At 49.1% G+C, this 18,255-nt stretch carries 21 protein-coding genes; 5 read left to right on the top strand and 16 right to left on the bottom strand.

Going from position 1 to position 18,255, the window contains the following annotated elements:
• Positions 1-258: 258 nt before the first annotated feature.
• The gene (locus L4C36_RS00005) at positions 259-1,617 is read left to right on the top strand and encodes a lytic polysaccharide monooxygenase (protein WP_428475744.1); all 1,359 of its coding nucleotides are present in this window, start codon (positions 259-261) and stop codon (positions 1,615-1,617) included.
• Between the two features lie 127 nt (positions 1,618-1,744).
• Here the strand turns inward: L4C36_RS00005 and L4C36_RS00010 are convergent, their stop codons facing one another.
• The 4 genes from L4C36_RS00010 to L4C36_RS00025 form a co-directional block, all read right to left on the bottom strand.
• Positions 1,745-1,957 carry a hypothetical protein gene (locus tag L4C36_RS00010; RefSeq protein ID WP_428475745.1) on the bottom strand — a complete coding sequence of 71 codons (213 nt, stop codon included), beginning with the start codon at positions 1,955-1,957 and terminating at the stop codon, positions 1,745-1,747.
• A 293-nt stretch (positions 1,958-2,250) separates the two neighbouring features.
• A complete protein-coding gene (locus L4C36_RS00015; RefSeq protein ID WP_428475746.1) occupies positions 2,251-3,270 on the bottom strand; it encodes a CNNM domain-containing protein in 1,020 nt (339 codons plus the stop codon).
• A complete protein-coding gene (locus tag L4C36_RS00020; RefSeq protein ID WP_428475747.1) occupies positions 3,267-4,643 on the bottom strand; it encodes a hemolysin family protein in 1,377 nt (458 codons plus the stop codon). The genes L4C36_RS00015 and L4C36_RS00020 overlap by 4 nt, the downstream gene beginning before the upstream one ends.
• A gap of 448 nt (positions 4,644-5,091) precedes the next feature.
• The gene (locus L4C36_RS00025; protein WP_428475748.1) at positions 5,092-5,523 is read right to left on the bottom strand and encodes a GNAT family N-acetyltransferase; all 432 of its coding nucleotides are present in this window, start codon (positions 5,521-5,523) and stop codon (positions 5,092-5,094) included.
• 238 nt (positions 5,524-5,761) lie between these two features.
• On the opposite strand from L4C36_RS00025, the gene L4C36_RS00030 reads away from it, so the two are divergent.
• Positions 5,762-6,394 (top strand): TetR/AcrR family transcriptional regulator, encoded by a 633-nt coding sequence (locus L4C36_RS00030; protein WP_428475749.1) that lies wholly within the window; start codon positions 5,762-5,764, stop codon positions 6,392-6,394.
• A 20-nt stretch (positions 6,395-6,414) separates the two neighbouring features.
• Positions 6,415-6,732 (top strand): DnaJ family domain-containing protein, encoded by a 318-nt coding sequence (locus tag L4C36_RS00035; RefSeq protein ID WP_428475764.1) that lies wholly within the window; start codon positions 6,415-6,417, stop codon positions 6,730-6,732.
• Between the two features lie 68 nt (positions 6,733-6,800).
• Here the strand turns inward: L4C36_RS00035 and L4C36_RS00040 are convergent, their stop codons facing one another.
• The 6 genes from L4C36_RS00040 to L4C36_RS00065 form a co-directional block, all read right to left on the bottom strand.
• Positions 6,801-7,340: a hypothetical protein gene (locus L4C36_RS00040; protein WP_428475750.1), complete on the bottom strand. Its 540-nt coding sequence runs from the start codon at positions 7,338-7,340 to the stop codon at positions 6,801-6,803.
• Positions 7,341-7,372: 32 nt separating this feature from the next.
• Positions 7,373-8,455, bottom strand: a complete 1,083-nt coding sequence (locus L4C36_RS00045) for a cytochrome-c peroxidase (RefSeq protein ID WP_428475751.1) — start codon at positions 8,453-8,455, stop codon at positions 7,373-7,375.
• Positions 8,456-8,787: 332 nt separating this feature from the next.
• Entirely contained in the window at positions 8,788-9,393 is a 606-nt protein-coding gene (locus tag L4C36_RS00050; protein ID WP_428475752.1) for an alpha-ketoglutarate-dependent dioxygenase AlkB family protein, read from the bottom strand.
• A complete protein-coding gene (gene prpC, locus L4C36_RS00055; protein WP_428475753.1) occupies positions 9,380-10,519 on the bottom strand; it encodes a bifunctional 2-methylcitrate synthase/citrate synthase in 1,140 nt (379 codons plus the stop codon). Before prpC ends, L4C36_RS00050 begins: the two co-directional genes overlap by 14 nt.
• 148 nt (positions 10,520-10,667) lie before the next feature.
• Positions 10,668-11,840: an endonuclease/exonuclease/phosphatase family protein gene (locus L4C36_RS00060; RefSeq protein ID WP_428475754.1), complete on the bottom strand. Its 1,173-nt coding sequence runs from the start codon at positions 11,838-11,840 to the stop codon at positions 10,668-10,670.
• Positions 11,841-11,944: 104 nt separating this feature from the next.
• Positions 11,945-12,430, bottom strand: a complete 486-nt coding sequence (locus L4C36_RS00065; RefSeq protein ID WP_428475755.1) for a hypothetical protein — start codon at positions 12,428-12,430, stop codon at positions 11,945-11,947.
• 307 nt (positions 12,431-12,737) lie between these two features.
• Here L4C36_RS00065 and mobB point away from each other — a divergent pair, with 307 nt between their 5' ends.
• On the top strand, positions 12,738-13,292 hold the full coding sequence (gene mobB / locus L4C36_RS00070) for a molybdopterin-guanine dinucleotide biosynthesis protein B (RefSeq protein ID WP_428475756.1): 555 nt from the start codon (positions 12,738-12,740) through the stop codon (positions 13,290-13,292).
• On the opposite strand, the gene L4C36_RS00075 is transcribed toward mobB, so the two are convergent.
• The 3 genes from L4C36_RS00075 to L4C36_RS00085 all read right to left on the bottom strand — a co-directional run bounded on the left by L4C36_RS00075 (position 13,199) and on the right by L4C36_RS00085 (position 14,722).
• Positions 13,199-13,645 (bottom strand): hypothetical protein, encoded by a 447-nt coding sequence (locus tag L4C36_RS00075; protein WP_428475757.1) that lies wholly within the window; start codon positions 13,643-13,645, stop codon positions 13,199-13,201. The genes mobB and L4C36_RS00075 overlap by 94 nt on opposite strands.
• A gap of 78 nt (positions 13,646-13,723) precedes the next feature.
• Entirely contained in the window at positions 13,724-14,272 is a 549-nt protein-coding gene (locus L4C36_RS00080) for a TFIIB-type zinc ribbon-containing protein (protein ID WP_428475758.1), read from the bottom strand.
• 3 nt (positions 14,273-14,275) lie between these two features.
• Positions 14,276-14,722, bottom strand: coding sequence for a hypothetical protein (locus L4C36_RS00085; RefSeq protein WP_428475759.1), 447 nt, complete (start codon positions 14,720-14,722; stop codon positions 14,276-14,278).
• 483 nt (positions 14,723-15,205) lie between these two features.
• Here L4C36_RS00085 and L4C36_RS00090 point away from each other — a divergent pair, with 483 nt between their 5' ends.
• Positions 15,206-15,454 (top strand): hypothetical protein, encoded by a 249-nt coding sequence (locus tag L4C36_RS00090; RefSeq protein WP_428475760.1) that lies wholly within the window; start codon positions 15,206-15,208, stop codon positions 15,452-15,454.
• Here the strand turns inward: L4C36_RS00090 and L4C36_RS00095 are convergent.
• The 3 genes from L4C36_RS00095 to L4C36_RS00105 all read right to left on the bottom strand — a co-directional run bounded on the left by L4C36_RS00095 (position 15,415) and on the right by L4C36_RS00105 (position 18,160).
• On the bottom strand, positions 15,415-16,083 hold the full coding sequence (locus L4C36_RS00095; RefSeq protein WP_428475761.1) for a DUF3157 family protein: 669 nt from the start codon (positions 16,081-16,083) through the stop codon (positions 15,415-15,417). The genes L4C36_RS00090 and L4C36_RS00095 overlap by 40 nt on opposite strands.
• 68 nt (positions 16,084-16,151) lie before the next feature.
• On the bottom strand, positions 16,152-16,793 hold the full coding sequence (locus L4C36_RS00100; protein WP_428475762.1) for a lysozyme inhibitor LprI family protein: 642 nt from the start codon (positions 16,791-16,793) through the stop codon (positions 16,152-16,154).
• A 239-nt stretch (positions 16,794-17,032) separates the two neighbouring features.
• The gene (locus tag L4C36_RS00105) at positions 17,033-18,160 is read right to left on the bottom strand and encodes an ISAs1 family transposase (RefSeq protein ID WP_428475763.1); all 1,128 of its coding nucleotides are present in this window, start codon (positions 18,158-18,160) and stop codon (positions 17,033-17,035) included.
• Between the last annotated feature and the right edge of the window lie 95 nt (positions 18,161-18,255).

Genomic DNA, 18,255 nt, shown 5'->3' on the forward strand with positions numbered 1-18,255 from the left:
ATTTCAAACATCAAAATGGCAAAAATAAACCATTGAATTAATTGCACATTGAGGAGATTAAAAACAACAAATCGTGACGATGAGAAATTTTTATTTTTATAATTGTCAATTTTTAAATATAAACAACATGTCAGCTAAATAATGCAAAAAACAACCTCAACCTTGAATAACATTATGCTATCTACAATAGATAATGCATTCACTGTGAGCACAAAAAAACCGATACGGGCATTATTCCAAAATAAAGAGAAGTCAATTATGTCACCAATGAACAAGCTAAGTATTGCTGTCCTTGCAGCAGTAGCAAACCTTGCGACCATTCAAACGGCAAGTGCACACGGTTGGGCTGAATTCCCAAGCGCACGTCAGAGCACCTGTTACACAGATGGTGGCTACTGGACAAACGAGATCCCGAACGCCGCATGTCAGAAGGCTTTCGACAAATCCGGCAACTACGCGTTCCTTCAACGTAATGAAGTGGCAGCCCTAACCGCTGACTACAACAACATTGAAGCCGTGAAGCAGCAAGTACCCAACGGTGAGCTATGTGCCGCGGGTGATACACAAAAATCCGGGCTAGATGTCACATCACCAGATTGGCAGCAAACCACCGTTACTTTGGATGAAAACGGTGAGTTTGAATTCGTGTGGACTGCAACGGCACCACACAACCCATCATTCTGGGAGTTTTACCTGACCAAACCTGGCCACGACTTCACTCAGCCATTGAACTGGGAAGATCTGGAACTGGTTGATACCGCAGGTAACATTGCCCCTGAAGCGACATCGCCATACAAAACCTACCGCTTCAACGTACAACTACCAAAAGATCGTGAAGGTGATGCAGTACTTTACACCCGTTGGCAGCGTATCGACCCAGCCGGTGAAGGTTTCTACAACTGTAGCGACATCGTGATCAAGCAGTCTGATGGCGGCATCACGCCTCCACCACCGGTTGAAGACGGCAAACTGAACGCGATCGAAGGTTACTTCGTACCAGCGGGTTACCCTGTACCAGCCATTGGCGACACCATGCGTCTACGTACCATGGACGGCAACGGTAACGAGCAAATCGATGAGCGTCTGCTAATCACAGCGTTCAACCAAGCGACTTGGGCACAAGACCTAGCAAACCAAGTGAACACACAACACGCCGGTAAATGGGCTGTCGGTGTGTGGGATCAGGCTGCTGCTGAATACCGTTTCGACGAGAAAAACATTCATGCTAACCGCGTATGGTCTTCAGAAAAAGACAGTGCATTTGCACTATCTACTCTGAAGCCAATCGATCCGCCACCACCGGTTGTTGACCCAGAGCTACCAGAAGGCGCATGGGACAAAACCGCGACTTACGTTGAAAACGACGTGGTAACACACAACGGTAAAACGTGGAAAGCAGGCTGGTGGAACCAGAACGAAGAACCAGGCGTGAGCAACGTGTGGAAACGCGTACTGACTGACGGTGAAGAGCCAGAAGTGGGCGCTTGGTCTGCAAGCTCTGAATACAACACCAACGACGTGGTAACACACGACAACGCAGAGTGGAAAGCGGCTTGGTGGACAAAAGGTGAAGAACCTGGCACCACTGGCGAATGGGGTGTATGGCGTAAGCTGTAATCCATTACCAAGCGAGTGACCTTAGCCGTCACCCGAACACAAAAAAGGATCTGCCCCGGCAGATCCTTTTTTTATACTGAGCAAGCGATACGATAACGTTGAGTTCAATACCGAAAGTGTTCACACATTAAGGCGCGAGATGCCGTACCACGTCGGCTTCGATTTGCTTGAGCAATAACGCCCCCGCATCAGATTCAATCTTCATCGCGACCCAGCCATCCGTTCCCATAAACTCAGCGCATGAGAAAGTCACCGCTGGTGCTGATACGTTGGCAGACCAGTCGCCCGAGAGCTTAAAGATCCCGACAGACGTATTGATTCGGCTGATTGAAAATTCCACTTATTCCTCCGTCACTCCTGAACGTATTCGCAGCTTTCGCCACTGGTGATATTTTAAGGGTGGAACCAGTATCCATCGTGAGGCAGATAGGGCAAGGCATTGTTACCTAAAATGCATCACAGGCGGACTTGCTGAGGGTGCGTGTGTAGAAATACAACACTCACAACCAGTCTTCGCTGTGCATGCCTACTCGTTGATTAATGAATAGATGAAAAAAAACGCCACTGGGATAAGTGGCGTTTGGGTATTTTAAGCACCGACTGTAGAAGCCGATGACATGAGGATAGCGAGACTTATCCGTTCACTACCGTCGTAGGCAACACACGTTTCAAAATGTCGGCAAGTGTTACAACACCAACCATTTTTCCGTCTTTACTTACCACAGCTAGCTGCACGCTGGCTTTACGCATACGCGCTAGGGCTTCATAAACCGGCGTTTTTGAATCTAGCACATAGGCATTACGGGCTACATCGCGCGCGGGTTTATTCGCTGGTTCAAGTAGCGTATCACGCACGTGAACCACTAACGGTTTAAGACCCGATTTGCCGCACACGAGAATACGTAAGTGACCCGATGCCATCGCAGCAGCACGCACGTCAGCCACTGTTGCGTTCTTATCAACGTGCGCCATCACCTGACCTTCAGTCACCAAGGTTTCAACCGGAATTGAACTCAAGTCAATCAGACCAGACAGTTGCTTTTGAATATTCGGTTTCAACGTACCCACTTTGCCCGAGTGCTCTACCAGCTGACGGATAGTATCCACATCCTGCCCACCGACTGCGGCGCTTTCTACTGGCTCAACACCGGATGCTTTCACCAAGCGGTTTGCAATGCTGTTGATCCAATTTAGCAATGGACGTAGCGGCCAAACGTAGGCACGTGCAACCAGACCGATAGCCAGTGCTGATTTTTCTGGGTGTGCGATAGACCACGATTTTGGTGCCATCTCACCCACCACTAAGTGCAGGAAGGTCACGAAAAATAACGCAAAACCAAAAGCGGCGCCATCGGCCAACCAATCAGGCAAGCCCATTGCAAGAAACACCGGACCAACCCATTGGTCAACAGCCGGTTTCGTCACCGCACCCAACGCAAACGTACAGAAGGTGATACCCAATTGGGCACCCGCCAGCATCAACGTTAAGTCATTCATGCCACGTAGCGCCGCACGTGCAGACGCACTTTCGACGGCGATTTCTTCAAGGCGATGGCGACGTGCACCCATCAATGCAAATTCGATGATGACGAAAAAGCCACTCAAGACAATAAGGGCGGTCGTCACTAGGGTGACAATCAACGGATCGGTCATGCTTCACCCTCCACGCTTGGTTTCTCTACCAGTTTTACGCGCACCTCTGTCGGTACATGTCGTTCAATACGTAATACATCAACCTCAAGGTATCGCAATACTGGCTCACCAGACGCCAATTCTGACGGGTCGATAGGCAATGCAATCGTCACCGTGTCCCCCTCAGCAGGCAGTGCACCACGTTCAGCAATCAATATGCCGGCAATGGTTTCCACATCGCCACGCGGCAGGTCGTAACCGATCGCGCGCTCTACTTCATCGACGTGCACATCACCTTCCATCAACCAGACATTGCCGCTTTCAGAAACAACCGCATCGCCGTTATCTTCATCATGCTCATCGGTGATTTCACCCACAATTTCCATCGCCAAATCTTCAATCGTCAACACACCGGCAAAGCCGCCGTATTCATCGATCACACAGGCAAGTTGATTGGTTGACGTCACAAGCTGATCAAGCGCGTCAGGCAATAGCATCAGGGTCGGCAGGACGGTGGCAGGACGCATCACAGACGCAACGGTGTCATCGGTATTGCCCGCATCAATGTGTGCAAGCACATCAGACAGATGCACCACACCAACAGGCGCGTCATCATCATTGATCACCGGATAGCGCGTGTGCGCTTGAGCCATCAGTGACAACAGTTCGGTCAATGTCGTTTCAGGTTCCACCCAATCCACTTGCGAACGCGGCACCATGGCGTGCTCTACATCGCGCTCTGGGAAATCAAGAATACGATCCATCATCAGTGACAGCTCGACAGGCAAGTCACCACTATCACGCGAGTTGGCGATGATGTGGTGTAAGTCTTCCTCTGAGGCGCTCACATCAAGATCATGCACGGGTTCAATGCGCATCGCACGAAGAAGAAGGTTGGCGGATTTATCGAAGAAGCTGATGATCCAACCAAACAGTGACATGTAAATCAGCGTCGAGCGAGACATCATGCGAGACATCGGCTCAGCGTTCGCAATCGCCAGATTTTTCGGATATAGCTCACCGAGAATCATCTGAACAACCATGGCAACCGCTAGCGTGATCACCGTACCGATTGCGATACCCGCTTCCAGCGACAGCCCAACGCCTTGCAATAAGACACCCATCGATTGACCGACAAGAGGCTCGGCAACAAAACCGAGTACAAGACCTGTTACGGTGATACCTAGCTGTGCGCCAGACAACATGAAGCTGGTTCGTTTGGTCACGGAAAGCGCGCGCTTGGCGGCTTCATCGCCAGTGGCGGCTAAAGTAGCGAGTTTTGCACGGTCGACGGCCATATAAGCAAACTCTTGGGCAACGAAATAGCCGTTTGCCGCAATAATTGCCAAGATAAAGAAAATGCCGAACAGGAGGGTAAGGATAGGCTCAATCATTGCTGTGTCCTCCCTTGGTCACATAATGCCAGTGAGGAGATACACAATCGACGAGAGTTGGGGTCCACTTTATTTTCCTAACATAAATACAGGAAGCGCAGTATATTCCCGTGAGGACAAATCCGTCTAGTGAATCGTTACGGCATGCCTGATTAAAAACGGGGAGCTACTAACCCGATAACCGCCTATTCTCCTAGGAAATGCGCTAAATCGGCGGCTCTAGCACCAAATTTTCGCATTTTGTAACGTTACCGCCTGTTACAAATAACCGTGTTTTTTCGCTCCCTTGTTGGGGGATTGAGACGCACAAAAGCCACGAATAAAGAAGCCGATGCCGTTATCCGGGGGATGTTCAGTGCGAAAAAGTAGCGCCACATCATACGGAAACGCCCAAGGTTATTGGCCTTGGGCGTTTCTTCTAGCAAACGAGTTAACGACAAACCGAGTCTTAACGTGTCATATGCAGAATAGGAAAAGGTTTACCCATATCATCAAGCGGTGAACGTGAAACAACGTTGAACCCCATGTGCTCATAAAAGCCGGTGGCTAGGGGATTTTGTTCATTCACGTCAACCTGGGTCGCACCTAACTGCTCAATGGCATATTGCAGTAACGCTTTACCCACCCCTTTCCCTCTAGCGTCATTTGAGACGAACAGCATTTCAATCTTTGCATCATGGACACCCACGAAACCCAGAATTAAACCACTGTCACTTTTCACACATCTCAATGTGACGGCAGGGAAAGCCTGCTCAATGATGATAGGTTTAAAAAACGCAATATCATCTTCTGTTATAAAGTCATGCGTTGCTCGGACTGAATTTTCCCAAACCTCAAGCATTTCTGCGTAATATTCAGGACGCACATTTTCTACAATCATTCTATCTTCTCTAAAATTGACTGAAATTCATGTGCAGCCGCGAACCCGCATTTTAACTCTCGTTTATGGAATGTCTATAACGTGTAGTGAAGCCATTATCCATCCATTCACTTCGCCTTCCCCCTTTTTTCTTCCTCGATACGCACTCTCACAGATGACAACGCACGCACAAAAAGACTTGACCAATTAAGTTAACAGCATTAACTTAATGGCATTAACTTAATACTAAGAGTTTCTCATGAACAGCAAAGGTCGCCCCGCTCAAATTTCAAAGACAGACATTGTGGCGTGCGCGCTTGAGATAGGCTTAGACCGCGTGAGTATGCATTTACTGGGTAAGCAACTCGGCGTCAGCGCGACGGCGCTCTATCGCCATGTTAGTTCAAAAGACGACCTCATCATTCAGTGTTGTGATGTCGTCATGGGGAACGTCGATATACCTAATGACACAGACTGGGAATCCTATCTCTACCGTTTTGCCCGAAATTTTAGAAAGACACTGCTGTCGATGCCCCGATCAGTTGAGTTTATTCGTTACAACCAGCAATTCACGCCCAATTCCAGCCTATTAGTGAACGATATGCTGGGCGTATTTCGTGATACACACTTTGACGCACAAACGGCATTTATGGCTTTCGCCACCGTTTTTACGCGTGTGACAGATATTGTGCAACACCAAGAACTGGCTGAGCAATTTCAAGCTGATTCCCAGCAAGACAGCATCAAATATGCCCATGATAATCAGCTCACTCACCTGTTATGGCTATTAGAGCAAAGCAAGCCTGTTGATTATGAGTTGTATTTTGAAGATGGCATCAAAATAGCCATTGAAGGTTTAAAAGTGGTTTTTGGTCACCCCAATCAAAACTGAATGTATGAGGACGGTATGTGATGTCGATATTTATAGATAATGCGATTGCAGGTTGGATTCGTCAGGCTGAAAAAAATGGCGAGCTCACAAACAACCAATTCAAAGGAAAACCGCTTGATTTGGAAGAGTATTTTAGAACGCCAGCGGAGCATCGACTTGGGATGAAAATCCTGAAAGATGCAAACTGCCTTCCACCCGCAGTGGAGCTCATGAAACAAATCAGCAACAAAAAAGAAGATCTTGAGAAGATGACAGATCCGACAGAAAGAGAGGCTCTGCGTAAAGAGATCATTGCACTTGAATTGAAGAAAAACATGCTCCTTGAAGAACACCGCTAATCGCATTGTGTAAAACAATGGCAGATCAGAGCAAGTCCTCTCACTGCCATTTCCTTTTACTCAGTGACTCACTCCACCTTCACCACTTCTTTCACTATCCCCACGGCCACTTTCTGATTTGGCTTACCATGAATGCGCAATACATAACTGCCCCATTCGTGGGTGTTAATGTGATAAATATCACCGTTCAAATCTGGGCATTGTAGGTTAGTGATTTTAGTGCCGGTAATGTCCGCCCCGTCCATTGCAATAGTCACATCGCGGTTGGTCATCAGCAGCATTTTCTCGTTCCACTCTTTGATCGCCAACTGCAAATACGCTTCACCGTTAGCATTCAGGGTAAATTGATACCCTAACGTATCGGTAAAAATGGCTTCCAGTTGTGGGGCTTCGGCCAAAGACCCTGCCACTTGAACCGCCTGTAGCGGCACATCACAGGCGGCCTTATAACGAGCGGCATAAAACTGGTTACGCCCTTGAATTTCCCCGGCAGAGGCTGGCTTAGCCACAGCCGCGGCTGATACCGAGGCACTGAATATCGACAATGTCCCTGCGGCAATACACAGCGCAACGGCGGATGAGCGGGTTATACGAAGGATATTATTCATTGAAATCACACTTCTTCTTATTATAGATATCGCTATTTTGAATAAACAAAAGCAGGAATACATGGATTCGGATCCTGCTTATTTTTCAAGGGGATCAACTGACAAAATGGCGTAATGTGCTGCGGCATGTTTTCCATACTCGGCACACTCAGCGCCTGTAAAAAGGCCAGCAGTTCGGTTTTCTCTTGTGGGGTTAACGTAAAGCCCTGAATGCGGTTATCTTTGGCGGGATGAGCGCGGCCATCGCCCTGTTTCGGCCCCACCCTCATCACACGCCCCCCTGCGGCATAATTGTCGATTACGTGACGAAGTTGAGCCACGCTCCCATCGTGTCCCCATGGGCCGGTATTAGCGACATTGACGAGTGAGGGAATACGAAACTTGCCGTTGTCACTCCGCTTACCCGTAACCGCTTGCACCCCTGTCGCCAACGGAAACGCAACGGCGGTGTGCAAGTATGCCGCTTCACTGTACAAGCCAGTATTCACGTAGCGGTTCCCCATCGTGAACGGCATGTCTGCGGGCGTGTTCAATAACGGACCACTGTGGCATTGGCTGCATGCCAAGCGGTCTGACTGGAACAAGGCCAATCCACGTTGCTGCTCGACAGATAATGCACTTTTGTCACCCGCGATAAAACGGTGATAGGCAGTGTCGATGGAACGGATAGTCGACACATACGCCACCAGCGCATCTATCGTATTTTTGGCAGTAAATAGCTTTTTTGCTTTTAGCTCAGAGGCCGTCTCTGGCTCACCCCCAAACGCCGCATCAAATAAAGGCGCATACAAGGTATTGCTTTCATTCAAGCGTTGTTGCAATAGGTTTGGTGTCATACCCATTTCTTCCGGCGCATGAGAAAACAAGGGCACAGCAATGGTCGCCGCCAACGAGGAAAGCCCCGGTGTGGCTTGCATGAACACATCGTAATCAGCCACGTTCAACAAGGCAGGTGTATTTAGCGCCGTGGCTTGGCCGTGAATATCTGGCGTGCGGGAAAAACGGTTCGTCCAGCCCAAATCTGGCGCATGGCACAACGCACAACTGCGGTTACCGTCACGCGACAGTCGTACATCATTAAACAAATACCGGCCTAATTCTGCTTTATCTGACAAACCACTATTCAGTAAAGGTCCAGATTGAAGTGAGGGCTGATATGATGAAACAAAAGAAACAACAGGCTTAGTCAACGGCATAAGAAATGAGCGCGGTAAAGCAGCTACCGAGCAGGATACGCACATCACCGTAATAGCGAAAACATATGGCGTGGTAAGAAATAACAGAATGAATCGGATCACAACGGTCAGGCAGATATTGTTAAATGTCGAATGGCATCTTACGTGACAGCGTGGATACCCAAAAGGAATATACTGATTTATTCTGTATATCTAAAAAAACTGAGAATATAATGCACGAAAAATGACATTCGTCATTAAAAAATTGCTGATTAACTCATCAAACGGAAGGTTAAATTAATACGAGGCATTTTGAGCTGACGAGTTTTCGGCACACTGTGCTGCCAATGGGTTTGCAATTGTCCGGCCATGACGAGCAATGAACCATGGCTAAGGGGATATTCACGCTTCTCTTTACTTTCTATGTGACGCAATACAAAGCGACGCGTCTCCCCCAAACTCAATGAGGCGATTACGGGCTCCGCCCCCAATTCCGGTTCGTTGTCTTGATGCCACCCCATGTAATCCGCCCCGTCACGATACAGATTCGCCAGTACAGAATTAAAACGGACACCCGGTATGTCCACCAGCGCCTGTTCGATATGCTGACGGATCGTTAACAACGCCGGTGACCACGGATCCGGCGTCATCGTCAATCCGGAATAACGGTAGGTCGCGTCTCCGCACCACGCTTGTAAACGCGGTTGCAAGATTTGACGACCGAACATCGTTATCGGCCGTTGTTGCCAATCCAATTCATCAAGCAATTGTTGATACAGTTGATCAGCCTGCGTGGGCGAATAAAACGCAGGCTGCCAATACAGTTGACCGTGATCGACCGTCTGCCAAGCAGAGTCAGAGCGATCAGACACGATCATCAATTGCCACCCAAGGCTGTGACTCGGGCCCGGTGTAATCTGCGCTCGGACGAATAATCCGATTATGCTCGCGCTGTTCAAACACATGCGCCGCCCATCCAGTCACGCGGCTCATCACGAAAATCGGCGTAAACAATTTGGTCGGGATCCCCATGAAATGGTAGGCCGAGGCATGGAAGAAATCCGCGTTACAGAACAGGTTCTTCTCGCGCTTCATCACCGCTTCTACCCGTTCCGACACGGTATACAACTCGGGGTGTTCAGCATCTTTCGACAACTCTGCAGCCCAATGTTTGATCAGTGCATTACGCGGGTCAGATTCGCGATAAATAGCATGCCCAAAGCCCATGATTTTCTCTTTGTTTTCGAGCATCGCCATGATGCCGGCTTCGGCATCATCCGGCGTGGCCCATTGCTCAATCATGGCCATTGCCGCTTCATTCGCCCCACCATGCAATGGGCCGCGCAACGTCCCAATGGCACTGCACACACAGGAATAAATATCGGACAAGGTGGAGGCACACACACGGGCAGCAAACGTTGAGGCATTAAACTCATGCTCGGCATACAGAATGAGCGAACAGTGCATGACATTTTTATGGAGTTCAGAAGGCGATTCATCCGTCAGCATTTTCAGAAAATACCCGCCAATGCTCTCTTCATCACAATAGGTTTCAATACGCACGCCGTGGTGACTGTAGCGGTACCAATAACAAATAATGGCGGGCAGCAGTGCCAACAGACGATCGGACTTGTCGTATTCTTCGTGGAAATCCTGCTCTTGTTCCAGATTCCCCAACATCGAACAACCGGTACGCATCACATCCATCGGGTGTGCATTGGCCGGAATTTGCTCTAGGACGGCTTTGAGCGCGAGCGGCAAACCGCGATAACCAATCAAGGTGGTTTTATATCCTGCCAGTTCGGTGCGGGTCGGCAGTTTCCCTTTTAGCAGCAGATAAGCGACTTCTTCAAATTCCGCATAGTGCGCCAAATCGGTAATGTCGTAGCCCCTGTAGGTCAGGCCCGTCCCGCTTTTGCCGACGGTACACAAGGCGGTGCGCCCTGCGCTTTGTCCCCGTAACCCTTCACCGCCCAGTGCCGCTGAATGCCCGTCTCGATCCATCGCCGCTCTCCTTGCTGTGTGCTCTGTCAGTACATGTTATCAACCTGTATCCGGATACAGAAAGCGTAGGTCAGAACCGCACAATTGACCACTTAATCAGTCTGTTGCTCTGTCGCGGTGAGCGTGTAGAGAACATCTCAATAAATGCTTAGACAGATACCGTCGGCAAGGTCACATCGACCCACACCAAGCGGTGATCGGAACCCGCTTGCGGACGCTCTCGGCCACGGTCGTCGGTGATCAAACTGCGCAACGGATCTTTCCGATCAGGCCAGAACACACCACTGTTGTGTGCCGTCATATCCGCAGAAGGCAACACGTAATCCAACCGCAAACCGGATAAATGCGTCCACTCATTCGGTCGTCCCTTACGCGGCTGCCACGGACGTAAAAAACACCCACCAACACTGTTCGGCGTGAACTTGCCCGACGCGACGGTACGGTTCACACGAGGGTGAAATAACAGGTCACTAATGCCTGTTTTCATGCCATCGCCATCCATGCGGTCGGCATTCAAATCCCCCAGCACCACAAACGACGCATCAGAAGCAAGGCCACCTGACTGGCCGTTATCATCCACTAAGTACGGTGCATCATCGATAATGGCCTTCACCAACGCCAACTCATCATGATTGCGTTTGGCATTGCGCTTTTCTTCACCGTCAAACACCGGTGGTGTGGGGTGACAGCAAATCACATGCAGTGTTTGTTCACCGACCGTCACGGGCACTACCACATGGTTTTTTGACGACAATCGCAACTGGGCGCTCGCCGCCTCGCCGTAATAATGCAGAGGCATATAATTATTCGGCAGATCCCGCCATAACAGGGTTTGCCAGCAACGAATAGCATCCGCTTGGATCGGATAACGGGATAACAAGACAAAACTGTAGTGACCGTGATGTTCACCAAAGCCTTGTGCGTCATTCGGCAAGGTGATCACCCCGTCGCCATCGACATCCACATTCAGGGGTAAACCGGTATTGGACGGCGGGCAGTATCGGTGCGGGTAATGGATGGGCGATTGACCGTGCTGAGACTTCGCTAAATAATGATCGCAAAAACGCGTCACAGTACCATCGTCTCCGCCTTCACCGGGATGGTCACATTCACACAACAGCAAAATATCCGGTTGTGTGTGCTGAATGATCGCTGCTAACCGGGTAAAACGTGCGTCTTCCGCAGGCGTTGCATGATGCAGTTGCTGGCAGATCGCGCCCGCCTTTGAGGCTGACAACGAAATATTGAACATGGCCACACGAAGCGGCGAGGAAGCAGAACAAGAAGAGAGGGGCTGTGCGTGCAAGGCGGGATCATCCACGAAAAATCATGGCCGCAGTATACGCGACAGCACGCGTTATGACACGGGTGAGACAGCTAGATTTATCGTGCGAGGTCAACCGCCCAGCACTATTCACTGCGTCGCTAGTCCATTAACTGACTGATCGCTTGGCGGATCTGTTTGGCATCCCATTCTGCCCGATGTTTCGACGGCCCCAGATTGGCTAAGGTTTGCTGAAAATGCGCACGTTCAATGCCATTTTCTTGCAGCAACCATAAGCCCACTTCGGTCAGCATGAAGGACGGGCGCATGTGTGCGGCACGATAGAGGCGCCCCAGCCAAAACAGATCCCACTGGCTGTCACAAAAGACCTGTTCATATTGCCCGAGCACCGCATTCAGATGCTGGCACACTTCCACCACTTGCTGACCATCTTGTAGCAAGGTTTGGCGGGAAATTTGATGTATTTCTTGCTCGGCATACTCATCCCAGTATTGCCAGACATCACTTGCAGTGAGAGGGTTAATCAATAGACTGTGCCCAGACCCATCGGGTAATGAGTAGCCTACTTCAATCGGATAGGATTGTTCGGAAAGACCGGATGCTTCAAAATCCAACGTTGCCCACATTGCACTCTCCCTGATGCGATTCGTTATTACCTGCTCATCAATACCACGACGTCCTGTCTATACCTTGATGGCAAGCTTCGAGTAAATACGCCGTTTTCATGTCATTTCTGTGATAACGGTGTAAACAATACATGTAGCTTAGAACATGATGCTAATTTGGTGAAGGCGGATCAAACTCAATGTTGATACTCGTCACTCACAATTATTCCTCATGAACATGGTCATTTACTTCACACAGGTCTCCACCTTGGCCTGCTCTATCACATCGATTACACTGCCTGCCTCTCACACTACACACGATGTTTTTATGACGACTCCCCTTCTTGGCTTTGCCGGTTTTAGTGGCTCAGGGAAAACCACGCTGCTCGAACGCGTTATTGCACAATTGAAGCAACACGGTTTACGTATTGCGTTGATCAAACACAGCCATCATGACATCGAACCGGATAAACCGGGCAAAGACAGCTACCGGCTGCGCCATGCGGGGGCGAGCCAAACGCTACTGGCAACACAGGGGCGTCACATGCTGTATTTTGAATACCCTGAACCACGTGAAGAACCGTCACTGGCGCAATGTGTCGCGCAGCTTGATCACTCACAACTGGATGTGATTTTGGTAGAAGGGTTTCGCGATGAAGCCATCGCGAAAATTGAAGTGCATCGCCCAAGTTACGGCAAACCCCGGCTGCATCTTACTGACGCGCACATTATTGCCGTCGCAAGCGACGTGGAAATGGCCGATTGTTCATTGCCGCAGCTAGATCTGAATCAACCCGACACGGTGACCGCATTCATTGTCGCGTGGTTAGCCGCAGAGACCAATGCCTCTTCTTTGCCCCACTGCGTTTCAATGCGTAAATAAACCCCACAGTGGATAAACTTGCTCAATTGCAAGTTAGAGAACGCCACCCCAACGGCATATTGCTCTGATGCGCACAACGCAAAGCTCAGAGCAATTTCTGCTGATAAGCCCATATCAATAAAATTGGCACCCCGTCTGTCACACAGGCTCAAATACTCAAATACGCCTTGGAGCACTTCATCGGGGTCACTGCTTTCCGCCAGCGTCATGCTGAAATCAAAACGGGAATAATGGTGTTGGTCTAAAGAACACGGGGTGTCTTTCCACGTGATCTCATTGGCAAATGCCAACGTATTAATCAGCGCACGAATGTCCTTTTCGTCGCCATTAATGTTCAGTGTTGCTATATGCATCTTCACTCCATTGCGATGTCATATAATGGATAAACGGTATCTTGCGCCGATAGCCGTTCCTAATAAGCATTCAAGCTATTAACGCTCTGCAGAATACGGGTCTTCCGCCAGCAAGTACGCCCGTAGATCCGCCTTACAGGGTTGCGTGTCAATCCACTCACGCATGGCTTTCACGTGGTTGTAAACCTCTTCACCAAATTTTTCCTGATAGAAGGTAGTGAAACTTTCTTTGGCTAAATCACGGCGAATATTTTTCTGCCACTGCACGGTCAAAATGGCATTCAGTGACGTCATCAGGCCATCTTGTTTCAGGAGATCCCACTCGCCTTTATCCAGCCATACGCCGCCGACACCGGCACTGTAATCCAACCGGTGTGTATGTTTCGCCGTAATACGAAACTTACGCATAATTTTGCCCGACACTGGACATAATAAGGCTTTTTCAGTGTCTATCGGCTCACATTGGCTGGCTTCAGGGACAGTGATCTCGGGATGCTCATCTTTCCAGGCGACATAATCTTCAATTAAGACCCAATTACCGCCGCAATGAATACAAGAGTGGGCTTTAAATAAGTTATCAATCAATTCGGGTAATAATAAGCCAACCCGGCAACTGGTGCAGTGCATGTGTTAGTTATCCTTTTTAACGTTATTTTTTATTTTCTCAAAGACATAAAGGGGATTAAAAGGACGTTGTAAGGCGCTTATCGCATTCAACGCTTGACGATCATCTTCATGTAATTGCCAATAGGCGTGTTGTGCATCTAAATCAGAATAAGCCAACATTTTCCCAGTGACCGCGGCTAAATTTTTTGAAGGGAATGGGACATCCATCTCGGGATAAGACACGATCAATTCAAGTAAAGTGCCGTATTCTGGGTAAGTACAACGCACGATGGCTTGACGGGAAAGGTAATGAAGCAGTATCGGTTGCGGGGAAATAACACGCTGCAAAAGGGCTTTTTCTTCCACCGTAAAGGTTGGCGTAACATTTTTTCCGTCACACTGTACGACTTTATCTGAATATTCGGCCATTATTTTATGTAAATATAAAAAAGCATACGAATCATCTGCCACCGATGGACTGCTCAATAACAAAAAAAATAACAGCACAATACCTTTGCGTACCGTTTTAATACCTCACCTCCATGTTTTCTACCTTTCATCGCATCATGCAATGATCTTCCTGTTCGCGGTCCGATAATTACATTTCAAAACAGATTCAAAGCCAATCTGATTGAGGAAATAACACGGGTATTTTCTCCATTATATCCAGCCCATGAAATGAAACGTATAGGTTGCATATCATTCATCCATAACTGTTAAATCTTTCGCACAACCGTTCCTGTTCGTCTTTATTTACGGCCATCGGATGGGCTCCAGGTGTTTTTTATTTTATTGATGAATTCAATCTATCGAGTGAGATCACAATGGGCACGGCGCGAAGGGCATCAAGAACGTCATCTGATCGCCGTAAATATGACACTGACTTGTCATAAAGGCGCCCTAGACTGCGTGGCACAGATTAAGAGTTCGAGATAATGAAAGGCGATTTTTCCGATGAAAACACCTAACCCCGCATTAACGTTAGCCATTACGAGCATTTATTCCCAATTCCCGAACTTGAGTTACCGCCCGCGTCCTGATGACGTTAAATTACTGGCCGCGTTTATCAAAAGTCAGCATGACACCTATCCCCCACAGTTGGATTTGCTGTTGGAAGAAGATAATCACCACATTGAGGGCGCATTGAACCGCTTCTTTCAACGTCAACGAAAATCGACGACGGAGATTTTCAAATCCAAATAATAACGCGCCGCTTTGGGCACATCAAACACCAATGCACGCCCTTCACGTTGGGTATCAGGGCGAAAATAACTTTCTGGCATCCGTTTGATCGAACGCCACACATTTTGCGTCTGCTTCGCCATCACTTTGCCGTGTTCATCAAGCAGGCGTACGGTTACATCGACCCGAATAACTGCATTGGTGCTGTGATTGACCAACGACGTCGGAATCGTCAGCGTTTGGTTTTGATAAGTGGCAGGCAATACGCTTAACGCCACATCACTGCGAGAGAACGTCCCCTGCGAAACAGGCTGCCCCGGCACAATCGCCACCCCCACCGGCAAGTTCGGCGAGGTGATGGATGACAAGGCGATCTCGCTGTTGGCTATTTGAGTTGCAGCCGGATTGGAAGTATTGACCGGCGTAGCATTCCGCGCTGCATGGGATGAAGTGCCCAACGCAGCAGCTGGTGTTGCAGAAGAAGAAGGTGATGCGGACGGTGTAACCTGCGGCGTGTCGTATTGCCACGTGTGATCGTCAAACAAGATCACCTGCCGTCCATCCGGCAAGGTCGCCCGCAACGGTGCAGATTGCGCAGCCGGACTCAACCCAGACAACAGAATGACACCTGTGGTGAATAACCCGGTCACGGCCAACCATTTTTTTTTACCGGGATGATGCTGTCGCGGCCAATCTCGAACCAAACATCGGACCCAAACTACTGCATTACCTGACATTGCATTACCTCATCGAATACGCTGATCGTCACATTGCCTTGATGCTCTTCATACATGACATTTTGCCCAACGTATCGAATACCGCTGCCAGTACGCGTGCCAAGCAACAGCCATTGACTGTCAACGCTGGTCAGCACCAAGCTGGCGGGATCAGTCTGGTTATAAAACACCGCTGTCATTGGTTGCGAGGTATCTGATGCGTTTGCAGCATCCGTTTTGACGCAACGTAGTGTTACCGGAGCCGGTACGTCGAGCTGGCCACTCATCACCTGTAATTCAACGATGCGTGTCTTGTAAGCACTTTGGGTACACGCTTTCACATCATTGGCTTTCCAGCACTCATTACGCCCTTTAATCCAACCACGTTGCATGGCTTTTTGTGTGGCAAGGTCATCTTTCGGTAGGCGCTTCATGGCCTCGGCATACACCGTCGCCATTTGCTGATCCAAGGTGGCTAAATCGGCCTGTTGGCAAATCAAGTTTTCCACTTCACCTTGGGCTTTTTTACAATCAAAGGTCGGCGTGACGGCAACTGGCTCAGCCAGCACAGGCGCAATCCACATACTGGACAGGCCAATACTAACGACGCCCACCACACCCCAAACGGCGCGCCATACAGGCATGCACTTCACGCTTGCCTTCATCAATATTGTCTTCACTGACGGAACCTCTCTCTAACCCATTGTTGTCAATCATAGTGGCTACTGACAAAGTATTAAATATCAAGTTTGAGGCGGATGCATTCAGCACGGTGCACAATCACCGCTTTCCATATACTTGCCTCACCCGATAAACCGACCTGTAGACATAAAAAAAGGCCCCCGGCGAAGGGAGCCTATAACCAGGGCGTCCGCATGAGCGCTTAATTTTTAGCCATTGACATCAATCCGGCCACAAGGACTTGCTCCAAGAAGGCAGGTTTCATCATGCAGCGTTTCTGTTTCATCGGTACGCTAATCTTGGTTGGTTCAGCTCTGAGCATGTTAAGTGCCATGTGCCTTAACCCCGCCAAGTTTTCAGCTGCGTTTTCTCGGTAAATCTGGCAAGCATCTTCCCGCATACTGACATCTAAAATCCAATGCATGGACTCAATGCCCCAGTGGGCTCGGATAGCCTCTCCTGCCTGCTCTGGGGTCAGGCTAGCTGAACTGATGTAGTAACGGTACTCCAACTCTGGCTCTTTACCTTTTTCTGCCCGGTAGTTTTCAACCATCACAATGTTGGTTAGCCGACTCCAAGCGGAGAAGTCTCCAACCAAATCACTGGCGCTCAGTACATGGTATGTACGCGCTTCAACCCGGCYTTTCTGCTTCTCAATTTGGCATATGCCTCTTTCGATCGGAGTGCGACGGTGTGGGGTGAAGGCGGTCTTTACCGCTGTTGCTAACTTGCCTTGATTGCCCTTAACAGCCAATAAGTAGTCGCCGCCTTTACTCGTGATAGCTTTGGCTATCTTGGTCTGGCAGGCCATCGCATCAATCGTCACGATGGCTCCTCGCAAGTCGAGCATCTGAATTAGTGCGGGTATCGCGGTGATTTCATTACTCTTCGTATCGGTTTTAAGTTGACCTAATACGAGTTGGTTGGCGCTGGAATAGGCACTCACCATATGAATGGTGCTTTGCCTGTCGTCTCTGTCATAAGAGCCGCGTAAGGTCTTGCCATCAATGGCGACGACCTCACCACAGGTTAGCTTGTGTACGGCTTTCATCCAGGCTAGAAAGCAATCGTGAAATTCAGCGGGTTCAATATTTGCAATCAGACGAGCAAAGGTATCATCAACGGGTACTCCTTTCTCAAAAAGGCCCTGTTTAAGAAACCACTCATGGTGGCCAAGAACGTATTCACGAATGTCGGTCCAGCCTTGGCCTCCGGCTATTACAGCGCAGATTGAGCCAAACAAAATATCGAACAGTGGGTAATCCACTTTCGCGCTTTGTCGCTCGTCACGGATGATGCTGAAATGCTCTTTGATGGTATCTAAATTCATGGYCACTCCTCAAAAGAGGAGCATAAGATCACAGTCGACTCGTCAGGTCAATTTTGATCTGGAATTGGGCAAAAAATATTCATGATCTTGCCCTG

It is taken from the genome of Photobacterium japonica (genome assembly GCF_050337005.1).
GTDB lineage: Bacteria > Pseudomonadota > Gammaproteobacteria > Enterobacterales > Vibrionaceae > Photobacterium > Photobacterium japonica.